Here is a 17,076-nt window from a genome sequence, read left to right on the forward strand (position 1 = left end):
GCCGGACGCGCCTAGCCTGCCGCCCATGGCATCGACTCCGGCGGGAAAGGGTCCGATCCGCGTGCGCCGGATCGCGGAGAGGGATCGCGAGGCCGTCAAGCGGATCCTCTTCCGCCGCTGGGGCCCCCCTGGAGTGGTGAGCAGGGGACGGCTCCACGCCGCGCACGAGCATGCCGGCTTCCTGGCCGAGGAGGGCGCGAGAATCGTCGGCCTCGTGACGTACGAGACGAGGCGGGGCAGGTGCGAGGTCGTGTCGCTGGATGCGCTTCGCCGGGGGGGAGGAATCGGCACGAGGCTTCTGGCCGCGGTCGAGAGACGCGCGCGTTCCCTCGATTGCCGTGAGGTCTGGCTCATCACGACGAACGACAACCTGCGGGCCCTCCGCTTCTATCAGCGTCGGGGCTACGAGATCCGGGCGGTCCACTCGGGATCGCTCGAAGCATCCCGGCGGATCAAGCCATCCATCTCGCGCATGGGCATGCATGGAATCCCGCTTCGCGATGAGATCGAGCTTCGCAAGTCCCTCTAGAATCGGGGGAGCCGGGCGAACGTGATGGACGGCCCGTTCGAGACGATCTGGCTCATCCGGGAGCTTCTGTCTTCGCGCCTTGCCGCGGACGAGAGTCCCGGCGACGCGGCGACCTGGATCGATCTGGACGCGGCCCTCGGAGAGGCAGGGGCGACGCTCTCGCCAGGGGAGACGGCGCTGCCGCCGCGGCTCGTGGGACAACTCCATCGCTGGCGGCTGGCCGGCATCCGCCCGCTGCTCGCGACCTGCACGGTCGATCCGGAAATGCCCCGGTCTCAGGCGCGCGCGGCCCTCCTGGAGATCGACGCGCTCACGGGGGGGGGACTCGACGGAATCCGCGCCCTCTTCGGGCTCGGGAAGCGAACGCGCGATGCCTCATCGAGTCCGCTGCCGGCAACTCAGACGCCTGCGATGGCAGCGGAGGCGGAAGCGGCGGAGGCGATAGCGGCGGAGGCGATTGCAGCGGAGGCGATAGCAGCGGAGGCGAAGCGACCGCGACGCGCGGAGCGGCTCCGGCGCGTCAGGGGCGCTCTTCTGGGTCTCGCCGCCGGGGATTGCCTCGGGGCTCCGGTCGAGAACTGGACGGCCGAGAAGATCGCGCGGATTCATGGTCCATTCCGGGACTTCGTCAGCGGCCGCGGGTGGGGTCCCGGGCATCCGACCCGCGAGACGACGCTCGCCCTCATGTGGTTCGGCGAGATCGCTGAGGGGCGAACGGTGCACGCCGCCGCCGATCGGAACCGGCTCGGGGCCGCGCTGGCCGGATGGGTCGCCGCAAGGCCCCGGGACTTCGGGCATCTGACCCGCGGGATCCTGAGATCGTACGGTACGGCCGCGCCCGTGCCCTCGGCGCTCTCGGCCTGGGAGAGGGCGCGACGGACGCCGGAGTTCAACGGCGCCCTCTCTCGCGCCGCCGCCATCGGGGCCGCCCTCCACGAGGATCGGGATCTCTGCCTGGCCTCCGCATGCGCCGCCTCTGCAATGACTCACCCGGCGCCCGTCTGTCTCGCCGCCGCCATCGCCCTCGCCGAGGGTGTCGCCGCGGCCGTCCGGGACGAGAGTCCCCTCGAGGCGGCGATCAGGATCACGTGGGAACAGCGCGTCAGCATGGCGCTCGATGAGGTCGCTGGCGGCTGGTCGCCGGGAGGAGCGGAGTGGAGCAGCCATGATCGCGGCCATGTCCTCAACACGCTGCGCGTGGCCTTCTGGGCCGCTCATCAAAGGCGGCCGATGGAGGACCTTCTCTTGGAAATCGTTCACCATGGAGGAGACGCCGACACGCACGCGGCGGCCGCAGGCGCGCTGCTCGGCGCGCGGGATGGCCCCGAAGCTCTTCCCGAGAGATGGATCGCAGCGCTGAGAATCAAGCCGGTGGTCGAGTCGCTGATCGAGAAGGTCGGCCGGGGCTGAGCAGTCTGTAGATGGATCGTGAGCGGGGGATCGTCGGTCCGGCCGCGAATGCAAGAGGACGGGCGGAGGTGTCATGCAAAGATGCCATTCCTTGTCCGCCCGTCCACAGCGGGTGAGACCAGCCGACCCTCCGTGGGGCACCAGGGGGGAACCTAGACGTGCCCCACGTGAGGAGTCGGTCAGTCTCCCACGTTCGAACTTCTTGGGGTGATGCCGGGATCGTCGATCGTGCGAAGTTTACAACGCAGCCACCCGCAACCGTGGCATTGTACCACCTAGTAGGTATCTGTCAAGTGAATTCCGTCTCGAGCCCATCGACTCCTAGAGGGCCTTATGGCCATCTAACTCCATGATGGGCAATCGAATATGTCTATCATCACGGGCCGACTTCCCCTCGAGGAGTCTCGTGTAGTCCTTCGCCAGCCAGGGGAAGTGCGATCGGACGACCGGCCCGAATGAGGCCCAGGACGATGAGCTGAGCCTCAAGGTGTCGCAGCATGCCGATCGGGCCCCGGCTTTCTTGGCGGCACGCAGGAGCGTCGCCATCTCGTCGGGCGAGTCGGTGATCCCCGGCAGGATCGGCATGACGCCGAGCCCGACATCCAGGCCTCCCTCGCTCAACGCGCGAATGGTGTCGAGTCTCTGCTGGGGGCTCGGCGCGCGGGGTTCCAGGATTCGGGACAGCCTGGGATTCAGCGTGATCATGCTGATCTGGATCCGCAAGCGGCTCTGCAGCGCGATCCGTCCCAGGAGGGATAGGTCCCTCCAGATCAGGCAGGATCTCGTCGTGATCGTGAGAGAAAGACCGGGGCAACGAGCGAGGAGATCGAGCATGCGGCGGGTGATCCCGAATCGGGCCTCCGCCGGCTGATACGGATCCGTGACGGTGCCGATGGCGATCGTCCCACCGCGCCTGGCCGTCGAGGCGATGGTCGCGAGAAGGACCTCGGGCGCCTGGTACTTGACGTAGATCCTCCGTTCGAAGGAGGCGGGGTCATCGTGGCCGAGGTAGCGATGGGTGGAACGGGCGAAGCAGTAGGTGCAGCCGAACTCACAGCCTCTGTAGGGATTGATCGACCAGCGGAAGGGCAGGCGCGCGCTCCTGTTCTCATTGAGGACGCTCCGGCAATCGAGCGGCCGATACTGCGTCCTGCCGTGGCTCGCCCTCCGGCCTCGCCCCCTCCCTCCCGCATCGCCAGAGGGCCGCGCGTCTCGGGGGGGCTCGAGATCCGGGAAGAGCGACAGGGACCGATCCAGCATCTTCATGCCATACATATGTACGGTATCGAGACGCGCTTGTCAAGATGCTGCTCGCCGGGACGCGCAGTGGTAGCATCCCTCCCTTGTGATCCCGCAGCCGGGGCGGAGTCGCGTCGAAACGGGGGGGGGTCCCGGAAGGAGGCATGAAGCATGAGGGTCGATGTCCGCTACCAGCCGTCCTACAGCTTGGCCATCGTCGGTCTGGAGGCCGAGGAGGCCGTGCAGGCCGAGGGTGGGGCGATGGTCAGCATGACTGCCAACATCGAGATCCAGACCGGGATGAAGGGTGGGGTCTTCGGGGCGCTGAAACGTTCCGTGCTCGGCGGCGAGTCGCTCTTCTTCAACACCTTCGTGTCGCGGGGCGGCGCGGGCGAGATCACGATGGCTCCCGCGTTGCCGGGCGACATCAGCTCGATCGATCTCAAGGGGGAGACGCTCTATCTGCAGTCCGGATCCTATCTGGCCTCGCCCCCGACTGTGAACGTGGACCCGACCTGGGGAGGCGCCAGGAGCTTCTTCGGCAGCGAGGGGCTCTTCCTGCTGAAGGTGACGGGTCAGGGGACGACGGTCTTCTCGAGCTACGGGGCGATCCACGCGGTTCAGCTGGATGGGCAGCCCTACGTCGTGGACACCGGGCACGTAGTCGCCTTCGGAGGGGGGCTCGACTTCAATGTCCGCCGGGTCGGCGGGTGGAAGTCGACCATCCTCTCAGGCGAGGGCCTGGTCTGCGAGTTCCGGGGGAGCGGGACTCTCTACCTGCAGACGCGCAGCACGCAGTCGTTCCTCCAGTGGCTGATCCCGAGGTTGCCCCAGGGGGGCGCTTCGGGTGGAGGGCGGGGGGGACGGCTTCTCGGCGGAATGCTCGGGGGGCAGTGACCGCCCCCGCGCGTTGCAGGTCCGGGGATTGCGTGATAGACATAGATCGCTTCTGCACGCTGGGCCGCTAGCGATATGACCTGGCGCGTGTGTTCGTATCGTCATGGATCGAATGGAGGAGAGGTCATGAGGAAGCTTGCTGCGCTTGTGCTGTTCGTCGTTCTGTTCGTGTTTCCTATCATCGGAATGTCCGCTCCCTGGGAGTTCACAGTTAAGCCCAATCAGGCGTTCCAGGGAGCCCAGGTATGATACGCCTCCGGGCAGTTCACGCCCTATTTCGGAGTGGATCTCTTCGGGATCGGGGTGAACTACGAGGAACATGACGTTGACGTGTACTCGTACTGGGGCACGACCTATCGCAACGAAGAGGACTATGAGATGGAGGGCTCCGCCAGCCTCTTCATTCCGCGGGCCGGAGCCCGGTTCACCTTCGGAGGGGAGACTCTTCGCCCCTATCTCTTCGCCGATCTCTTCAAGTCGTTCGCCTCGGTCAACGTGGAGGCGGAGAATTCCTGGCGGGAGTATGAGAACGGCCAGCTCGTCGATTCCGGCTCGGACGATGGCGAACTGTCAAAGGACGAGGAGGATCTCGTAAAGGGTCTCCTCGGCGTCTGGGGATTCAATCTCGGCTTCGGCACCGAGTACATGTTCAACGAGAGCTTCGGCGTGGCCGGCGAGTATGCCTTGAGGCTCTACCGCACCTCAGCCGATCGCTCCGAGAGCGATAGCAGTGGGGGTGGCACAAGCGAGTGGCGCGAGGAATGGGAGGAGGAGCTCTCGGGCACCCTGCGCATGACCTACGCCGCCGTGGCTCTCACCTACCACTTCCAGTAGGCCGGGCTTTCAGCGGATCGGGCTTCCGGTCGACCGGGAGGCGCCCGCAGCCCGCTCCCCGCGAAGATCGGGGCCCCCGCGGCCCACGGCAGAAGTCCGTGAGGCGCGGGGGCCTCAACTCATCCCGCCTTCCCCAGGCCGAGGTCTTCCGAGATCTCGAGGAGCGCCGAGGTCACGAACGCGACGTGCTCGTCGAATTCCACCCCAAGCTCGGCCGCCCCTTGAGAAATCTCCTCGCGATTCACCGCGCGCGCGAACCCTTTCTCCTTCAGCTTCTTGCGAACCGAGCGGGCATCGACGCCGGCCAGCGTCCTGCCGGGACGCACCAGCGCGACTGCAGTCAGGAAGCCGCACAGCTCATCCACGGCGAAGAGGGTCTTCGCCATCAGGGTGTCCCGCGGAACACCGGTGTAGGACGCATGGCCCAGGATCGCGCGCCGCCAGTCCTCCGGGTACCCCTTCTGGGCAAGGATCTCGCTCCCCTTGGTCGCGTGCTCGGGGGCGCTGGGCCAGCGCTCGTAGTCGAAGTCGTGGAGGAGCCCGACGATCCCCCACGCCTCCTCGTCCTCGCCGAAGCGGCGGGCGTAGGCCCGCATCGCCGCTTCAACGGCATAGGCGTGCTTGCGCAGGCTGTCGGACTCGGTGTACTCGCAGAGGAGGGCATGCGCCTCCCGCCGCTCCGGTCGGCCCGTCTCCATCTTGACCTCCATCTTGTCGCCTCCGGCGGATTCCAGATCCCGGAGAATCGCACAAGAGGCTTGCGCCCGAGAAGGAACCTGCTAGATTACACCGCGATTGGATCGGGGGCCCCGCCTATACTTCTGCGATCGTTTCGACGACGTGGAGGTTGTGGTGGGGCCCCTGGCTTTTCAGGGCAGCGGATCGGCGCGACGTGGGCGGCCCTACCACTTCTCCTCTTCGAACGCGGCGTTCCAGAAGCGCAGTTCGTAGTGGAGCGCGATCCGAAACGCGTCGTGCATCGCTTGCTGGACCGCGGACGACGAGGCCTCGGCTGCCTGATCCACGATGCCCGCCAGAGTTCCGACCCAGTGTCGATATCCGTCTCCCGACCACAAGTCGACGAACTCCTGCCATGGGCCCGGTTTCTCCTGCAGGCTCTTCACGTGCGACCAGGCGTCGACATATGTGAACTCAGCCGCATACAGGCCCGCGAGCGCCTCCTCGAACGAGCGAGCGCTGACCGTGGCGAGGAGGAACGAGGAATAGGCGTGGCAGGTGAACCCCATCCGCGTGCCCTTGATGTCCGCCTGGGCCCTGAGCGCCGCTTCTTCGAAAAGCTCGATCTCGCCATGTTGCGTCAGGAGAGCCTCGAAGAACGTCCGGCGCATCTGCCGGGGCGCGCGGGAGGCGAGAAGCGAGAGGAACTGCTCGAGCTCCCTCACCCAGAGATAGTCCTGCGACAGCCAGCGGAGGAACGCGCCCCTCGGCAGGGTTCCATCGGCCATCTTGAGAACGAAGGGATGATTCCGGCTCCGCTCGAGAAGGGGGGCGTTGACCTCGAGGAGTCTCTCATGGAAGCGCGCCATCTTGACCTCCCGTACCGTCGTCGGGTTGGCCCGGCCGATCCGCTGAGGCAGTTTCGCAGATTCCCGCGGGATCGTCCAGCGCATCGTCGCGACCAAGCCGGATGGGTAGGCAAACCTGGCCGCAACGCCAAACCCGGCCTGGCAGGATGCCGGGGGAGCCTCTACCTTTGACCGAGCGACGGGAGGGGACAATCATGGTCACTCAGCTCCTGGGACTCATCGGCGTGGGGTTGCTGGCGGGCGTCCTGGCGGGGCTCGCGGGCGTGGGAGGAGGCATCGTCATCGTCCCGCTGCTCGTCTTCATCTTCGGATTCAGCCAGCACATGGCGCAGGGGACCTCCCTCGCCGTGCTGATCCCTCCGATCGGCCTCCTCGCGATGCTCCAGTACTACAGGAAGGGGGAGGTCGATCTGAAGGCGGCGGCGCTCATCGCGGCGGGCCTGCTCATCGGGTCGATCTTCGGAGCGAAGCTCGCTCTCGGCATCCCCCAAGAGAAGCTCAAGAAGCTCTTCGGGGCGATCCTGTTCCTGGCGTCGATGCGCTATCTCCTGCTCAAGTGAGCCCTGCGCCCGCCAGCTCCCGCAGCCTCTCGGACAGGCGGCTGAACCGCTCGCGCGACCGGCTGTTGCCGACGGCGACGGCGAGGGCGCGACGGTTTCCGACCAGCACGACGAGGCGGCGCCCGCGCGTGATCGCGGTGTAGAGGAGATTCCTCTGCAGCATCACGTGGTGCTGCGTGTGGAGGAGGATCACCACGCACGGGTACTCGCTTCCCTGGGCCTTGTGGATCGAGCAGGCATAGGCCAGGGCGACCTCGTCCAGGTCGGCGTGATCGTAGGCCACGGTCCTCTCGTCGTAGCGGATCCAGACGCGGCGCTCGGCGGGATCGACCTGGGCGATCCTCCCTATGTCTCCGTTGTAGACGTCGAGGTCGTAGTTGTTGCGCGTCTGGAGGACCTTGTCCCCGACCCGCAGGACTCTATTCCCCCTCGAGATCGATAGCCCGGTCGGATTCAGCAGACGCTGCAGCTCGGCGTTGAGATTGGTGGCTCCGAGGAGACCCCTATGCATGGGAGTCAGCACCTGGATCTCCGCGATCGGGTCGAGGCCGAATCTTCGAGGGATGCGCTCCACGATCAGCGACTCGACAGCGGCCAGCGCCGCCTCGGGTTCGGCCCTCTCGACGACGAAGAAGTCGGTTCCGCCGGGAGGCTCCTCGCTCAGCGGCATCTGCCCTCGGTTCACACGGTGGGCGTTGACGATGATCCTGCTCATCTCCGCCTGTCTGAAGATCGTCTCGAGCCGGATCACGGGAACCCGCTCCGAGCGGATCAGATCCGCCAGGACGCTGCCCGGCCCGACCGACGGGAGCTGATCGACGTCGCCGACCATCACGATCCTGCAAGAAGGATGAATCGCCTTGAAAAGGTCGTGGGCGAGAGGGGCGTCCACCATCGAGAACTCATCGACGATCACGAGGTCGGCTTTCAACGGGCGGTTCCGGTCGCGCTCGAAGGCCCGCGTCCTCGGGTTGAATTCCAGGAGTCGGTGGATCGTGCTCGCCTCGCGGCCGGTCGTCTCCTGCATCCGCTTGGCCGCCCGGCCCGTCGGGCTGCAGAGCAGGATCCGCTGACCCTTCTTCTCGAGGATCCTGATGATGCCGCGGATCAGCGTCGTCTTGCCCGTCCCCGGGCCGCCGGTGATGACGAGGATCTTGCTGCGGATCGCCGCCCGGAGGGCCTCGATCTGGCGCGGCGCGAGCGCGATGCCGGCCGTCCTCTCGAACCACGCGACGGCGCGCTCCTCGTCGATATCGATCGGGCGCGCGGGAGCGGCGCGGAGTCGCGCGATGAGGCCGGCGATGCCAGTCTCGGCGTCGTGAAGCCGCTTCAGATAGACCGGGCGGGTCCCGTCGGGCCGCTCTTCGATCACCACGTGGCCGGCGAGGGCCAGCGTGTCGATCGCGCGTCCGACGATCGCCCGATCGACCTGGAGCATCTCGATCGCCGCGGAGAGGAGGTCCTCGATCGGATAGAAGAGGTGTCCCTCCTCCGCGAATCGATCCAGCAAGTGCAGGATCCCCGCCTCGGCGCGATGAGGCGAGGTCGGCGCGATGCCCATGTTGCCGGCGATCTGATCGGCCGACTTGAATCCGATGCCCAGTACTTCGAGGGCCAGTCGGTACGGATTCGCGCGCACGATCGCGATCGCGCGGGCGCCATACTCCTTGTAGATCCTGATGGCATGCGACGTCGGGACTCCGTTCGACTGGAGGAAGAGCATCACTTCCTTGATCTCGCGCTGTTCCGTCCAGGCGTCGCGGATGCGCGCGCTGCGGACCGAGCCGATCCCCGCGACCTCGGTGAGGCGCTCGGGCGCGTTCTCGATCACGTCGAGCGTGTCGAGTCCGAACTGCTCGGTCAGGCGTTGCGCCATGACCTTTCCGATTCCGCGAACGAGGCCTGAGCCCAGATACCTCTCGATCCCCTTCACGGTCGCAGGCGCGACCGTGATGAAGCTCTCGACCTTGAACTGCTCCCCGTGGCGGGGATCGGTGGTCCACCGGCCTCTGAGGCGGAGGCTCTCGCCCGGCTGCACGCCGAGGAGGTTGCCGGTCGCGGTGACGGGCGAGGGGCGGCTCGGGGATTCGATCTTCGCCACGCTCCAGGAGGTCTCCTCGTTGGAGTAGACGAAGCGCTCGAGGACCCCCTCGAGGATGCTCGACTCCCCTTCTCCGTCCCGCTGGACGATGAAGGGGTCGGGCTTGTCGCGGCTGTTCTCAGGCACGAGGAGAATCTAAACGCATTTGAGTGGATCTGAGAAGCGAACACGCGCGGGGCGATGCCCATGGACCCCGACCGGTTCCCTCCGCCCCGCTAGGTTCGCGTTCGCGGCGCGGGGCTTCGGGAACCTGTCGGGGTCCCGGGACACCCGCTAGGTGGAGCGCTTCTGGCCCGCTCGGTTCTCGGGTCCAGTCAGGCGCGTCTAGGCCGCGCGCGCCTGCCTGAGCAAGTCCTCGACGAGGCCCTTCAGGCGGCCGAACGCCTCCCGCATCTCCATGAGGATCCCGCTCGAGCCTTCGAGCTCCTGGTCACGGCCCTTCGCTTCGAGCGTCTCCGAGAGCTGCCCGAGCGCGGATGCGCCAAGATTCAGGCACGCCCCCCTGATGCGGTGCGCCGCTCTCTCGACGCCATGCGCGTCGCCGCTGTCGACCGCCTCAGCCAGGTTGCACAGGCTCGCTTCGGTGTCCAAAAGGAAGGCACGTAGCGTCTCGGACAGCATCTCAGGATCGTCGAGGAGCCCTAGGTCGGAGAGCCTATCGATCATCTCCTGCCGCCCGTCGCTGTCGTGCGAGGTCGACTGAGCCGGACAGGACTCCTCGCCGGTCTCCGGTGGCGCCTTTTCCTCGATTTCCCGCGGCATGTGCTCCCTGTGCGGTTCGGCGTTGAGTAGCGGTCGGGCCTCTGTCCACTCCTCGTGGGCGGGGGCCTCCGACGACCATTTCTGGATGATCTTCGAGAGCTCCTTGGATCGGATCGGCTTCGTGAGGTGATCGTCCATCCCCGCCTGGAGGCAGCGTTCCCTGTCACCTTTCATCGCGCGCGCGGTCATCGCGATGATCGGCACGTGACACCGGCCGTACTCCCACGTGCGGATGGCCGCGGTCGCTTCGTAGCCGTCCATCACCGGCATCTGGACATCCATGAAGATGATGTCGTAGTCGGCCTGCATCACGCGGTCGAACGCCTCGCGGCCGTCCGCGGCGACCTCCACCTGGTGGCCTTCCCTGGCGAGGAGGGCGACCGCCACCTTCTGGTTGACCGGATTGTCCTCTACGAGGAGGATGCGCAGCGGTTCGGAGCGCGGTTCCGCCTCGGGCAGCGCCTCTGCGCCCCCGGGATCGCTCCCGGCATGGACTGCGGCCGGCGCGAGGTCGTCGATCCGGGGAGAGAGGGTGTTCAGTATCGCATCGAGGAGCGCGAGCTGCTTGACGGGCTTGGACAGGACCGCCGCGAAGAGATCCTCGCCCTCCTCATTCCCGCAGATCCTCATGGAGCTCAGGAGGATCAGGGGGAGCCCCCCGAGACCCTTTTCGGATCTGATCCTTCGCGCGAGATCGATCCCGTTGATGCCGGGCATCTGGCGATCCAGCAGCGCCAGGCGGAAGGGGTTCCTTGACGCGGCCGCCTCGCGCAGCATCCCGATCGCCTCCCAGCCCCCTTTCACGGAGGTCGGCCGGCAGTCGAAGGAGCTGAGCATGGCGAACAGGAGATCGCAGTTGGTCTCGTTGTCATCGACGACAAGGACCCGCAGCCCCGTGAGCGCTCCCGCGCCGGGAGTCTGGGTTCCGTCGGCCGCGTCGGCCCGGTCCATCGGAATCGTCGCCGTGAAGGTGCTCCCCTCATCCATGGCGCTCTCGACCTCGATCCGCCCGCCCATCATCTCCACGAGTCGGCGCGATATCGCGAGGCCCAGGCCGGTGCCGCCGTAGAGGCGCGTGGTCGACCCGTCGACCTGGGTGAAAGGCTGGAAGAGACCGTCCAGCTTCTCCGGAGCGATTCCGATCCCGGTGTCGCTCACGCGGAAGACGGCGTCCAAGCGGCGATTGCCGCGAGCCACGGTCTCTACGCTCACGGTGATCTCGCCCTGTCTCGTGAACTTGATCGCGTTTCCGGCGAGGTTCGTGAGAACCTGCCGCAGCCGGACGGGGTCCCCCGAGAGCATCGAGGGAGAGCCGGGACTGACGGCGCAGACGAGTTCGAGCCCCTTCTCTTGCGCCCTCGGGGCAAGGAGATCCCCTACCCCCTCGATCAACTCCCTGAGATCGAATGGAATCGTCTCGAGGTCGAGCTTGCCGGCCTCGATCTTCGAGAAGTCGAGGATCTCGTTGATGACCGTCAAGAGCGTCTCGCCCGACACACGGACTGTCTCGAGGTACTCCCGCTGCTGCCGCGTGAGTTCTGTGTCGAGGAGCAGATCGACGAAGCCAAGGACGCCGTTCATCGGGGTCCGAATCTCGTGACTCATGTTGGCGAGGAACTCGCTCTTTGCGCGGTCGCCCGCGACCGCCGCCTCCCGAGCGGCGGCGAGATCGCGATTCTGGGCCTCGAGGAGACTCGCCTTCTCCGTCAGCTCCTCCTTCAGCCGGAGGAGGTCCCGTTCCTTCTCGACGACCGCGGTCACATCGCGCTGAACCGCGACGAAGCCATCGATCTGCCCGCCCTCCGAACAGATGGGAGCGATCGTAAGAGACGCGTCGTAGAGCGATCCGTCCTTCTTCTTGTTCTTGATCTGGCCCGACCAGGACCTGCCGCTCGCGATCTCGCCCCAGAGCTTCTCGTAGAACTCAGGGGGCTGGACGCCGCTCTTGAGAAGCCTCGGCGTCTGCCCCAAGGCTTCCTCCCTGGGGTAGCCGGTGACCGCCGTGAACGCGGGATTCACCCAGGTGATCGTCCCCGCGGAGTCGGTCATCACGATGACATCCGCCGCGGATTCCGCGGCCTGGGCGAGACGGCGGAGCTTGTGTTCCATCATGCTCCGCTCAGAGACGTCGCGGATGATGAGCGTCAAGACTCCCTTGCCGTCGAGGGTGTAGGCGGCCGCCGAGGCATCCAGCGGGAAGGTGGCGCCGTCGCGGCGTCTGCCGCGCGCGTCCTCGGTCTTCGCCCGGACAGGCCCCCGCTCGGCCTTCGCGATGAGCCCCCGGATGTCCTCCATCTGCCTGTCGCGGTCCTCTTCGCACATGGTGGCCGCCACAGAATCGCCCACGAAGCTCCCGGGAGGCCAGCCATAGATCTGCTCCGCCGCCGGGTTGGCCGCGAGGATCGTCCCCTCGGAGTCGATCGTCATGACTCCGTCCGGCAGCGATCCCAGGACCGTTCGCTGAGTGAGTTCGCTGGCCGTCAGCTTCTCGACCACGAGAAGGCGGGAGAGCTCGGCTTCCGCGCGCCTCGCGTAAGCGCCGAAGAGCGCCAGCTCGGCGGGGCCGATGCTGAGAGGAGCGTCGTGGAAGGCGTTCAGAATGCCGATCAGCCTGCCCGAAGGATCCCGGAGCGGCTGCCCGACGTAGCCCACCACGCCCAACTCCTGAAGCAGATCGTCTTGGGGAAAGAGATGAGCGACATCCTCGTGAAAGACGCGGAGGCCGGCCTGGAGCGCCTGCTCGCAAGGAGAGCCCGGGAGGTCGTACTCGAGCGGGCTCGCGAGATGATCCTTGTCCCAGAGGCCGAGAGTCCTGACCCGGGCCCCGCTCTCGAGGATCCTGCTGACCGTCGCCCATCTGCAGCCGAGCGCGAAGGCGAGCCCACGGGCGAGACGCCCGAAGACCTCCTCCTCGCCTGGCCCCGGTGTGATGTTCACGAGGGAGTGGAGCCAGCGTACCGACTCCCGCGCGGAGCGGAGCGCCTGGGCCGCCCTCCAGCCGAGATAGACGGAAGCGAGGACGCAAAGGAGGGCCGCGAGGCCGACGATCAGGGTCGGCGACTGGAAGAGGGAGCGCTCCGCCCCGGATGCGAGCTGGGGATTCTGCCCCACCGCGCCGGACAGGTCGGCGCTCCCGGGATGCGCGATGGCGCTTCCAGCCAGGAGGAGAGCTACGGGCGCCCCGAGAATCCGGGTCGTGATCCCCGCGGCCCTTCGAAGGCCCCGCGGGCATCGACGCTCCTTGCCGTCAAAACGGAGGCGATGCGCCTCGTGCCGCGTGACTTTCATCGGCCGGCGACCCCCTGATCGTTTTTGCGATTAGCCCCGCGAGCGACCTCGCGTCCGGCATGACAAGCCCGCACGGTGCGGGCTTCCCCTTCCTATCGGTCCGGTGGAACGGACGCTTGAACCTTGGGAGTGTTCAAGCTCGGAGGATTCGCCACCCGCGGGGTGGGGTCATTGACGCAGCCAGACGAAGGGGCGGCTCGCCGACACGAGGGGAGACTCGACTCGGACGTAGTAGACGCCCGATGGAACCCGGCGCCCGTCCGTCATGAGCCCGTTCCAGCGCAAGACCTGATGCCCCGGCTCGGTCCTCGCAAGCCACGAGCGCATGCACCGGCCCTGGAGATCGTAGATCCCCACCGACGCAAGAGCCGCCGGCGAGGAGTTGTGGAGATCGAAGAGGATCTCGTCGCTCGCCGGATTGGGATGCGGAGATCCCAGCCGCAGAGCTGGCGGACCTACCGTCCAGTCGATCGACGCGAGCGAGGATCGATCCAGGTAGGTGACGGTGTTCTCAAGGAGAGCGCGGGCGCCCGCCTGATCGGTGAGGCGATTGTAGTAGAAGGGGTAGAAGACGATCTGGCCCGTGGCGGGCTGATCAGGCGTGTTGTCATAGGCGAGGACTCCCGCGTCGTTGGGGTACGAGACGGTCGTGTAGACCGCCACCGCGTCGGGGAGCGGACGAACGGCGTCCTGGTCGCTCGCCCCGGTGTACTGGATGGCATAGCTCGACGCCAGGGCGTTCGGCGTCGTGGCGAGGGGGTGCGCCGGCTGCGCGAGCGTGAGACTGCCGGCGTTGCTGACGTCCCACGCGGAGCAGCGCAGGACATTGGCCCCGAACGACGGGTAGCCGGGATTCCGGAAGGTGTCGTAGCCGATCTGTCCCCCCTCGATCAGTAGAGAACGACCTCGCGCGATGTGCCGCTCGAGCGCCTGGCGGTCGGTGGCGTCGTTGACCGGATCGGGGTTCGCGCCCGAGCTCCAGACGAGAAGCTTGTAGCTCGACCAGGTCGCCGTGTCGGTCGCCGCCGCCGTCTCGACCTGAACCGCGTAGCCGAGGGCTACGAGATCGTTCGCGATTCGCGTCGTGGCGCCGTCCTGGACGACCAGGATCCCGTCCGCCATCGACTCGAGGACGAAGCTCTCCGTGCGATCGCCCGAGACTTCGATCGTCCGGGTCTGCGGGAGATGTTCACTGGCGCTGGCCCGGAGATCGTAGATGGCCGTCTGGAGGAGAAACGAGTAGTGCCCGGTGACCGGGTTCGTCTGGGTCTGGGCGATCACACTCTGGTTCGCGGGGTTGATCGCCTGGATCGTCGCGTCGAGAGGGATGCCGGTCCCCGCCTGGGTCACGGTGCCGCTCACGACGTAGCTCGGCAGAGGCTCGAGGACGACGTCTCGACGCGTCGCGGGGCCGTCGATGACGACGATCCCCGGGATCGTCTGGGAGACGTAACCGAAAGCCGAGACGTCCAACGTGTAGGTTCCCGGCTCGAGAAGCCGATGGAAGTCCCCGACGTCGGGGTCGGTCCGGATCGTCTTGCCGATCTGGACGACGTTGACGGTCGCGTCTACGGGAAGGCCCGTGGTCGCGGAGGTGACGATCCCCCGGATGCCGATCATGGCGCGCCCCATGTAGTAGAGCATCGCGTCTCGGTTGTTGTTCCAGTAGGTGTCCATCTCGGTGTAGTTGGGCCACTTCGTCGTGGAGACCTCGATCGTGACGTCGATGTCGCTCCGCCAGTGGTAGCACCAATCCTGAAGACCGCCGTGAATGACGTACCAGGCCCATCCGATCGTGACCCCGTTCTCGAAGACCGAGGAGTTCCACATCGGGGGATTGCGGAACGAGTAGCCCAGGGAGAAGTTCCTGATCATCGCGTCATCGGGCGTGTAGGTGGTCTGGCAGTCCCAGGGATAGTTCACGACGAGCGCGCCGCCGTGGTAGTTCGCCGACAGGACGAAGCGGTGGTCGTAGCCGAAGTACATCATCGCCTGCGTCTCGAGCTGACGGCCCGCGGGATTGTCATTGGGGTCGGTGACCGGGTCCGGGAAGTTGCGGTTGAGATCGACGCCGTTGGCGTTGTACCGCGTGACCGCGACGTAGCCGTCGGGGTTGTGGAGAGGGCAGATCCATGTCTCCATTTCGTTCACGTAGGTCGTGATCGTCGGATCTGTGCCATAGTTGTCCACCAGGTGGTGGATCAGCCGGCGGCACATCTCGAGGCCGGTGACCTCGTCGCCGTGGATGGTGGAGGTATACTTGAACTCCGGCTCGTCCTCCTCCGCGTCGGGATTGTCAGTGATCTTCATGAACCAAATCCCCCGCCCCTGCACGGACTGGCCGATCGAGACCAGGCGGCAGATGTCGGGGTGGGCGTTCGCGACCCCCTGGAGGTCGGCCACCAGCTCGGCGAATGTCGGCCAGGCCTTGGGATCGTCCGATCCCGGGGGGACCGCCCGGGCCGCCTCGAGCGGCAGGTTGCGCAAGCGATAGACCTCGCGCCCCTCGTCCCGGAGCTTCTGTTCCTCCGCGGGACTCACATTCGCCCGGACCGTCCAGGTCGCTCCATCGGGGAGGATCGACTCGACATCGATCCCCGTGAGGGCGATCGATTGCGCTTCCTCCCGCGTCGCCGCGATCACCGCGACCGGATAGCGGTCTGAGAATGGATAGGTTGGGTCCGGATCCCCCGGGCTCCAGAGCGGGAGTCCCGCCGGAGCCGCGCCGGAAGCGGGTCGCGCCACCATGGCCGCTACGATCACTAGAGAGCCGAAGATGGCGAGGATGGGCAACCGATTGCAGGACCGTGTCATGCGCATGCCTCCGGCGGAATTGCAGTTCGTCAAGCGGGGAAAACCCCCCGCGAAATCAGGACCATCATAAGTCTAGCAGAATCAAGACGTAGGTCTCCAGCAGCGGAATTCATCCCCCGCCAGGCAGCTCCCGCGCTATGATCCTCTGTCAGCGAATACCCGCGCTGTGGTAGAATAGACCTACGGTGCTCTACCAAGCGACGGTAACCAGAACCCCACCAGCGCGCTGACCTGGACAAGGAGGTTTGGGATGGGATCGTTCTACACCGGTAAGGCAGCATATCCCTTCGCGATAGCCTTTTTCGCCCTGTGTCTTGCGGTCTCCCTCGCCGGCGCTGGAGCCCCTGGGGCCTTCAGGGTTCTCGGCTCCACCCCTGACCGCGTGACCATGAACATAGAGCTTGGCGATCTTGACATGATCCCGGTCGACGCCGACGGTCGCGCGTGCGTTCTTCCCTCCCTCGCGGGACACCCGATGCTCATGGAGAAGGGCTCCCCGCAGTTGCCCGTGATCCGGAAGGCGATCATCATCGGCGATCGGGCCAATGTGGCGGTCCGCGTGATCGACGCCGAGTACGAGACGATCCGCACGATCACGGTCGTCCCGTCCAAAGGGCATCTCACGCGGGATGAGGACCCTTCCCGCGTGCCGTTCGAGTTCGGCGCCGTCTACCGGAAGGGCGAGTACTTTCCAGCGGAGCAGGCGATTCTCCACGACCCATTCATCATGCGCGACTACCGCGGCGTCGTCGTGGAGCTGCGTCCCGTCCGCTACGACCCCGCGCGCGGAGAGCTGCAGATCGCCCGGAGGATGACCGTGGAGGTCGTCTCGGTCCCCGGGCAGGCGAAGAACACGCTCATGCGGGAAGGCAGGGGCCGCTCCATCGACCCCGAGTTCGAGCCGATCTACTCGAACGCCTTCTCGAACTGGGGGACTCAGGGACTTGACTACAATCTGCTGCCCGAGCCGGGCAGGTGCTTGATCCTCGCGGCCGACACCTATTTCGATCAGATCGACGCCCTCAATCAGTGGACGCTGCAGAAGGGGATCCCGACCGTCCGCAAAAGGCTCTCTGAGGTCGGAGCCAACGCGAC

12 protein-coding genes are annotated in these 17,076 nt (G+C 66.4%); 6 read left to right on the forward strand and 6 right to left on the reverse strand.

The window, feature by feature from the left end:
* Nucleotides 1-25: 25 nt before the first annotated feature.
* Both FJY88_06210 and FJY88_06215 read left to right on the forward strand, forming a co-directional pair.
* On the forward strand, nt 26-529 hold the full coding sequence (locus tag FJY88_06210) for a GNAT family N-acetyltransferase (GenBank protein ID MBM3286929.1): 504 nt from the start codon (nt 26-28) through the stop codon (nt 527-529).
* A gap of 24 nt (nt 530-553) precedes the next feature.
* The gene (locus tag FJY88_06215) at nt 554-1,939 is read left to right on the forward strand and encodes an ADP-ribosylglycohydrolase family protein (GenBank protein MBM3286930.1); all 1,386 of its coding nucleotides are present in this window, start codon (nt 554-556) and stop codon (nt 1,937-1,939) included.
* 321 nt (nt 1,940-2,260) lie between these two features.
* On the opposite strand, the gene FJY88_06220 is transcribed toward FJY88_06215, so the two are convergent.
* A complete protein-coding gene (locus tag FJY88_06220) occupies nt 2,261-3,214 on the reverse strand; it encodes a radical SAM protein (GenBank protein MBM3286931.1) in 954 nt (317 codons plus the stop codon).
* Nucleotides 3,215-3,349: 135 nt separating this feature from the next.
* On the opposite strand from FJY88_06220, the gene FJY88_06225 reads away from it, so the two are divergent.
* Complete coding sequence (locus FJY88_06225) at nt 3,350-4,075, forward strand: TIGR00266 family protein (protein ID MBM3286932.1); 726 nt, start codon at nt 3,350-3,352, stop codon at nt 4,073-4,075.
* A 303-nt stretch (nt 4,076-4,378) separates the two neighbouring features.
* The gene (locus tag FJY88_06230) at nt 4,379-4,909 is read left to right on the forward strand and encodes a hypothetical protein (protein MBM3286933.1); all 531 of its coding nucleotides are present in this window, start codon (nt 4,379-4,381) and stop codon (nt 4,907-4,909) included.
* Between the two features lie 119 nt (nt 4,910-5,028).
* Here FJY88_06230 and FJY88_06235 read toward each other — a convergent pair whose 3' ends face one another.
* Entirely contained in the window at nt 5,029-5,607 is a 579-nt protein-coding gene (locus FJY88_06235) for an HDIG domain-containing protein (protein MBM3286934.1), read from the reverse strand.
* 204 nt (nt 5,608-5,811) lie between these two features.
* The gene (locus tag FJY88_06240) at nt 5,812-6,540 is read right to left on the reverse strand and encodes a hypothetical protein (GenBank protein MBM3286935.1); all 729 of its coding nucleotides are present in this window, start codon (nt 6,538-6,540) and stop codon (nt 5,812-5,814) included.
* A 110-nt stretch (nt 6,541-6,650) separates the two neighbouring features.
* Between FJY88_06240 and FJY88_06245 the strand changes: the two genes are divergently transcribed.
* Nucleotides 6,651-7,016 (forward strand): sulfite exporter TauE/SafE family protein, encoded by a 366-nt coding sequence (locus FJY88_06245; protein ID MBM3286936.1) that lies wholly within the window; start codon nt 6,651-6,653, stop codon nt 7,014-7,016.
* Here the strand turns inward: FJY88_06245 and FJY88_06250 are convergent.
* The 3 genes from FJY88_06250 to FJY88_06260 form a co-directional block, all read right to left on the reverse strand.
* Entirely contained in the window at nt 7,009-9,174 is a 2,166-nt protein-coding gene (locus FJY88_06250) for an ATP-dependent RecD-like DNA helicase (GenBank protein MBM3286937.1), read from the reverse strand. The two genes, FJY88_06245 and FJY88_06250, sit on opposite strands and share 8 nt — an antisense overlap.
* Before the next feature lie 267 nt (nt 9,175-9,441).
* Nucleotides 9,442-13,167 carry a response regulator gene (locus tag FJY88_06255; GenBank protein MBM3286938.1) on the reverse strand — a complete coding sequence of 1,242 codons (3,726 nt, stop codon included), beginning with the start codon at nt 13,165-13,167 and terminating at the stop codon, nt 9,442-9,444.
* 168 nt (nt 13,168-13,335) lie between these two features.
* Nucleotides 13,336-15,981 carry a hypothetical protein gene (locus FJY88_06260; GenBank protein MBM3286939.1) on the reverse strand — a complete coding sequence of 882 codons (2,646 nt, stop codon included), beginning with the start codon at nt 15,979-15,981 and terminating at the stop codon, nt 13,336-13,338.
* 250 nt (nt 15,982-16,231) lie between these two features.
* Between FJY88_06260 and FJY88_06265 the strand changes: the two genes are divergently transcribed.
* A partial coding sequence (locus tag FJY88_06265; protein ID MBM3286940.1) for a hypothetical protein occupies nt 16,232-17,076 on the forward strand: 845 nt, incomplete at its 3' end.

Source organism: Candidatus Eisenbacteria bacterium (assembly GCA_016867495.1).
Classification (GTDB): domain Bacteria; phylum Eisenbacteria; class RBG-16-71-46; order CAIMUX01; family VGJL01; genus VGJL01.

Bases quoted from the DNA above. Each gene is read 5' to 3' on its own strand.
- FJY88_06210 (MBM3286929.1), top strand. From the start codon at position 26: ATGGCATCGACTCCGGCGGGAAAGGGTCCGATCCGCGTGCGCCGGATC.
- FJY88_06215 (MBM3286930.1), top strand. From the start codon at position 554: ATGGACGGCCCGTTCGAGACGATCTGGCTCATCCGGGAGCTTCTGTCT.
- FJY88_06220 (MBM3286931.1), bottom strand. From the start codon at position 3,214: ATGTATGGCATGAAGATGCTGGATCGGTCCCTGTCGCTCTTCCCGGAT.
- FJY88_06225 (MBM3286932.1), top strand. From the start codon at position 3,350: ATGAGGGTCGATGTCCGCTACCAGCCGTCCTACAGCTTGGCCATCGTC.
- FJY88_06235 (MBM3286934.1), bottom strand. From the start codon at position 5,607: ATGGAGACGGGCCGACCGGAGCGGCGGGAGGCGCATGCCCTCCTCTGC.
- FJY88_06240 (MBM3286935.1), bottom strand. From the start codon at position 6,540: ATGCGCTGGACGATCCCGCGGGAATCTGCGAAACTGCCTCAGCGGATC.
- FJY88_06245 (MBM3286936.1), top strand. From the start codon at position 6,651: ATGGTCACTCAGCTCCTGGGACTCATCGGCGTGGGGTTGCTGGCGGGC.
- FJY88_06255 (MBM3286938.1), bottom strand. From the start codon at position 13,167: ATGAAAGTCACGCGGCACGAGGCGCATCGCCTCCGTTTTGACGGCAAG.
- FJY88_06260 (MBM3286939.1), bottom strand. From the start codon at position 15,981: ATGACACGGTCCTGCAATCGGTTGCCCATCCTCGCCATCTTCGGCTCT.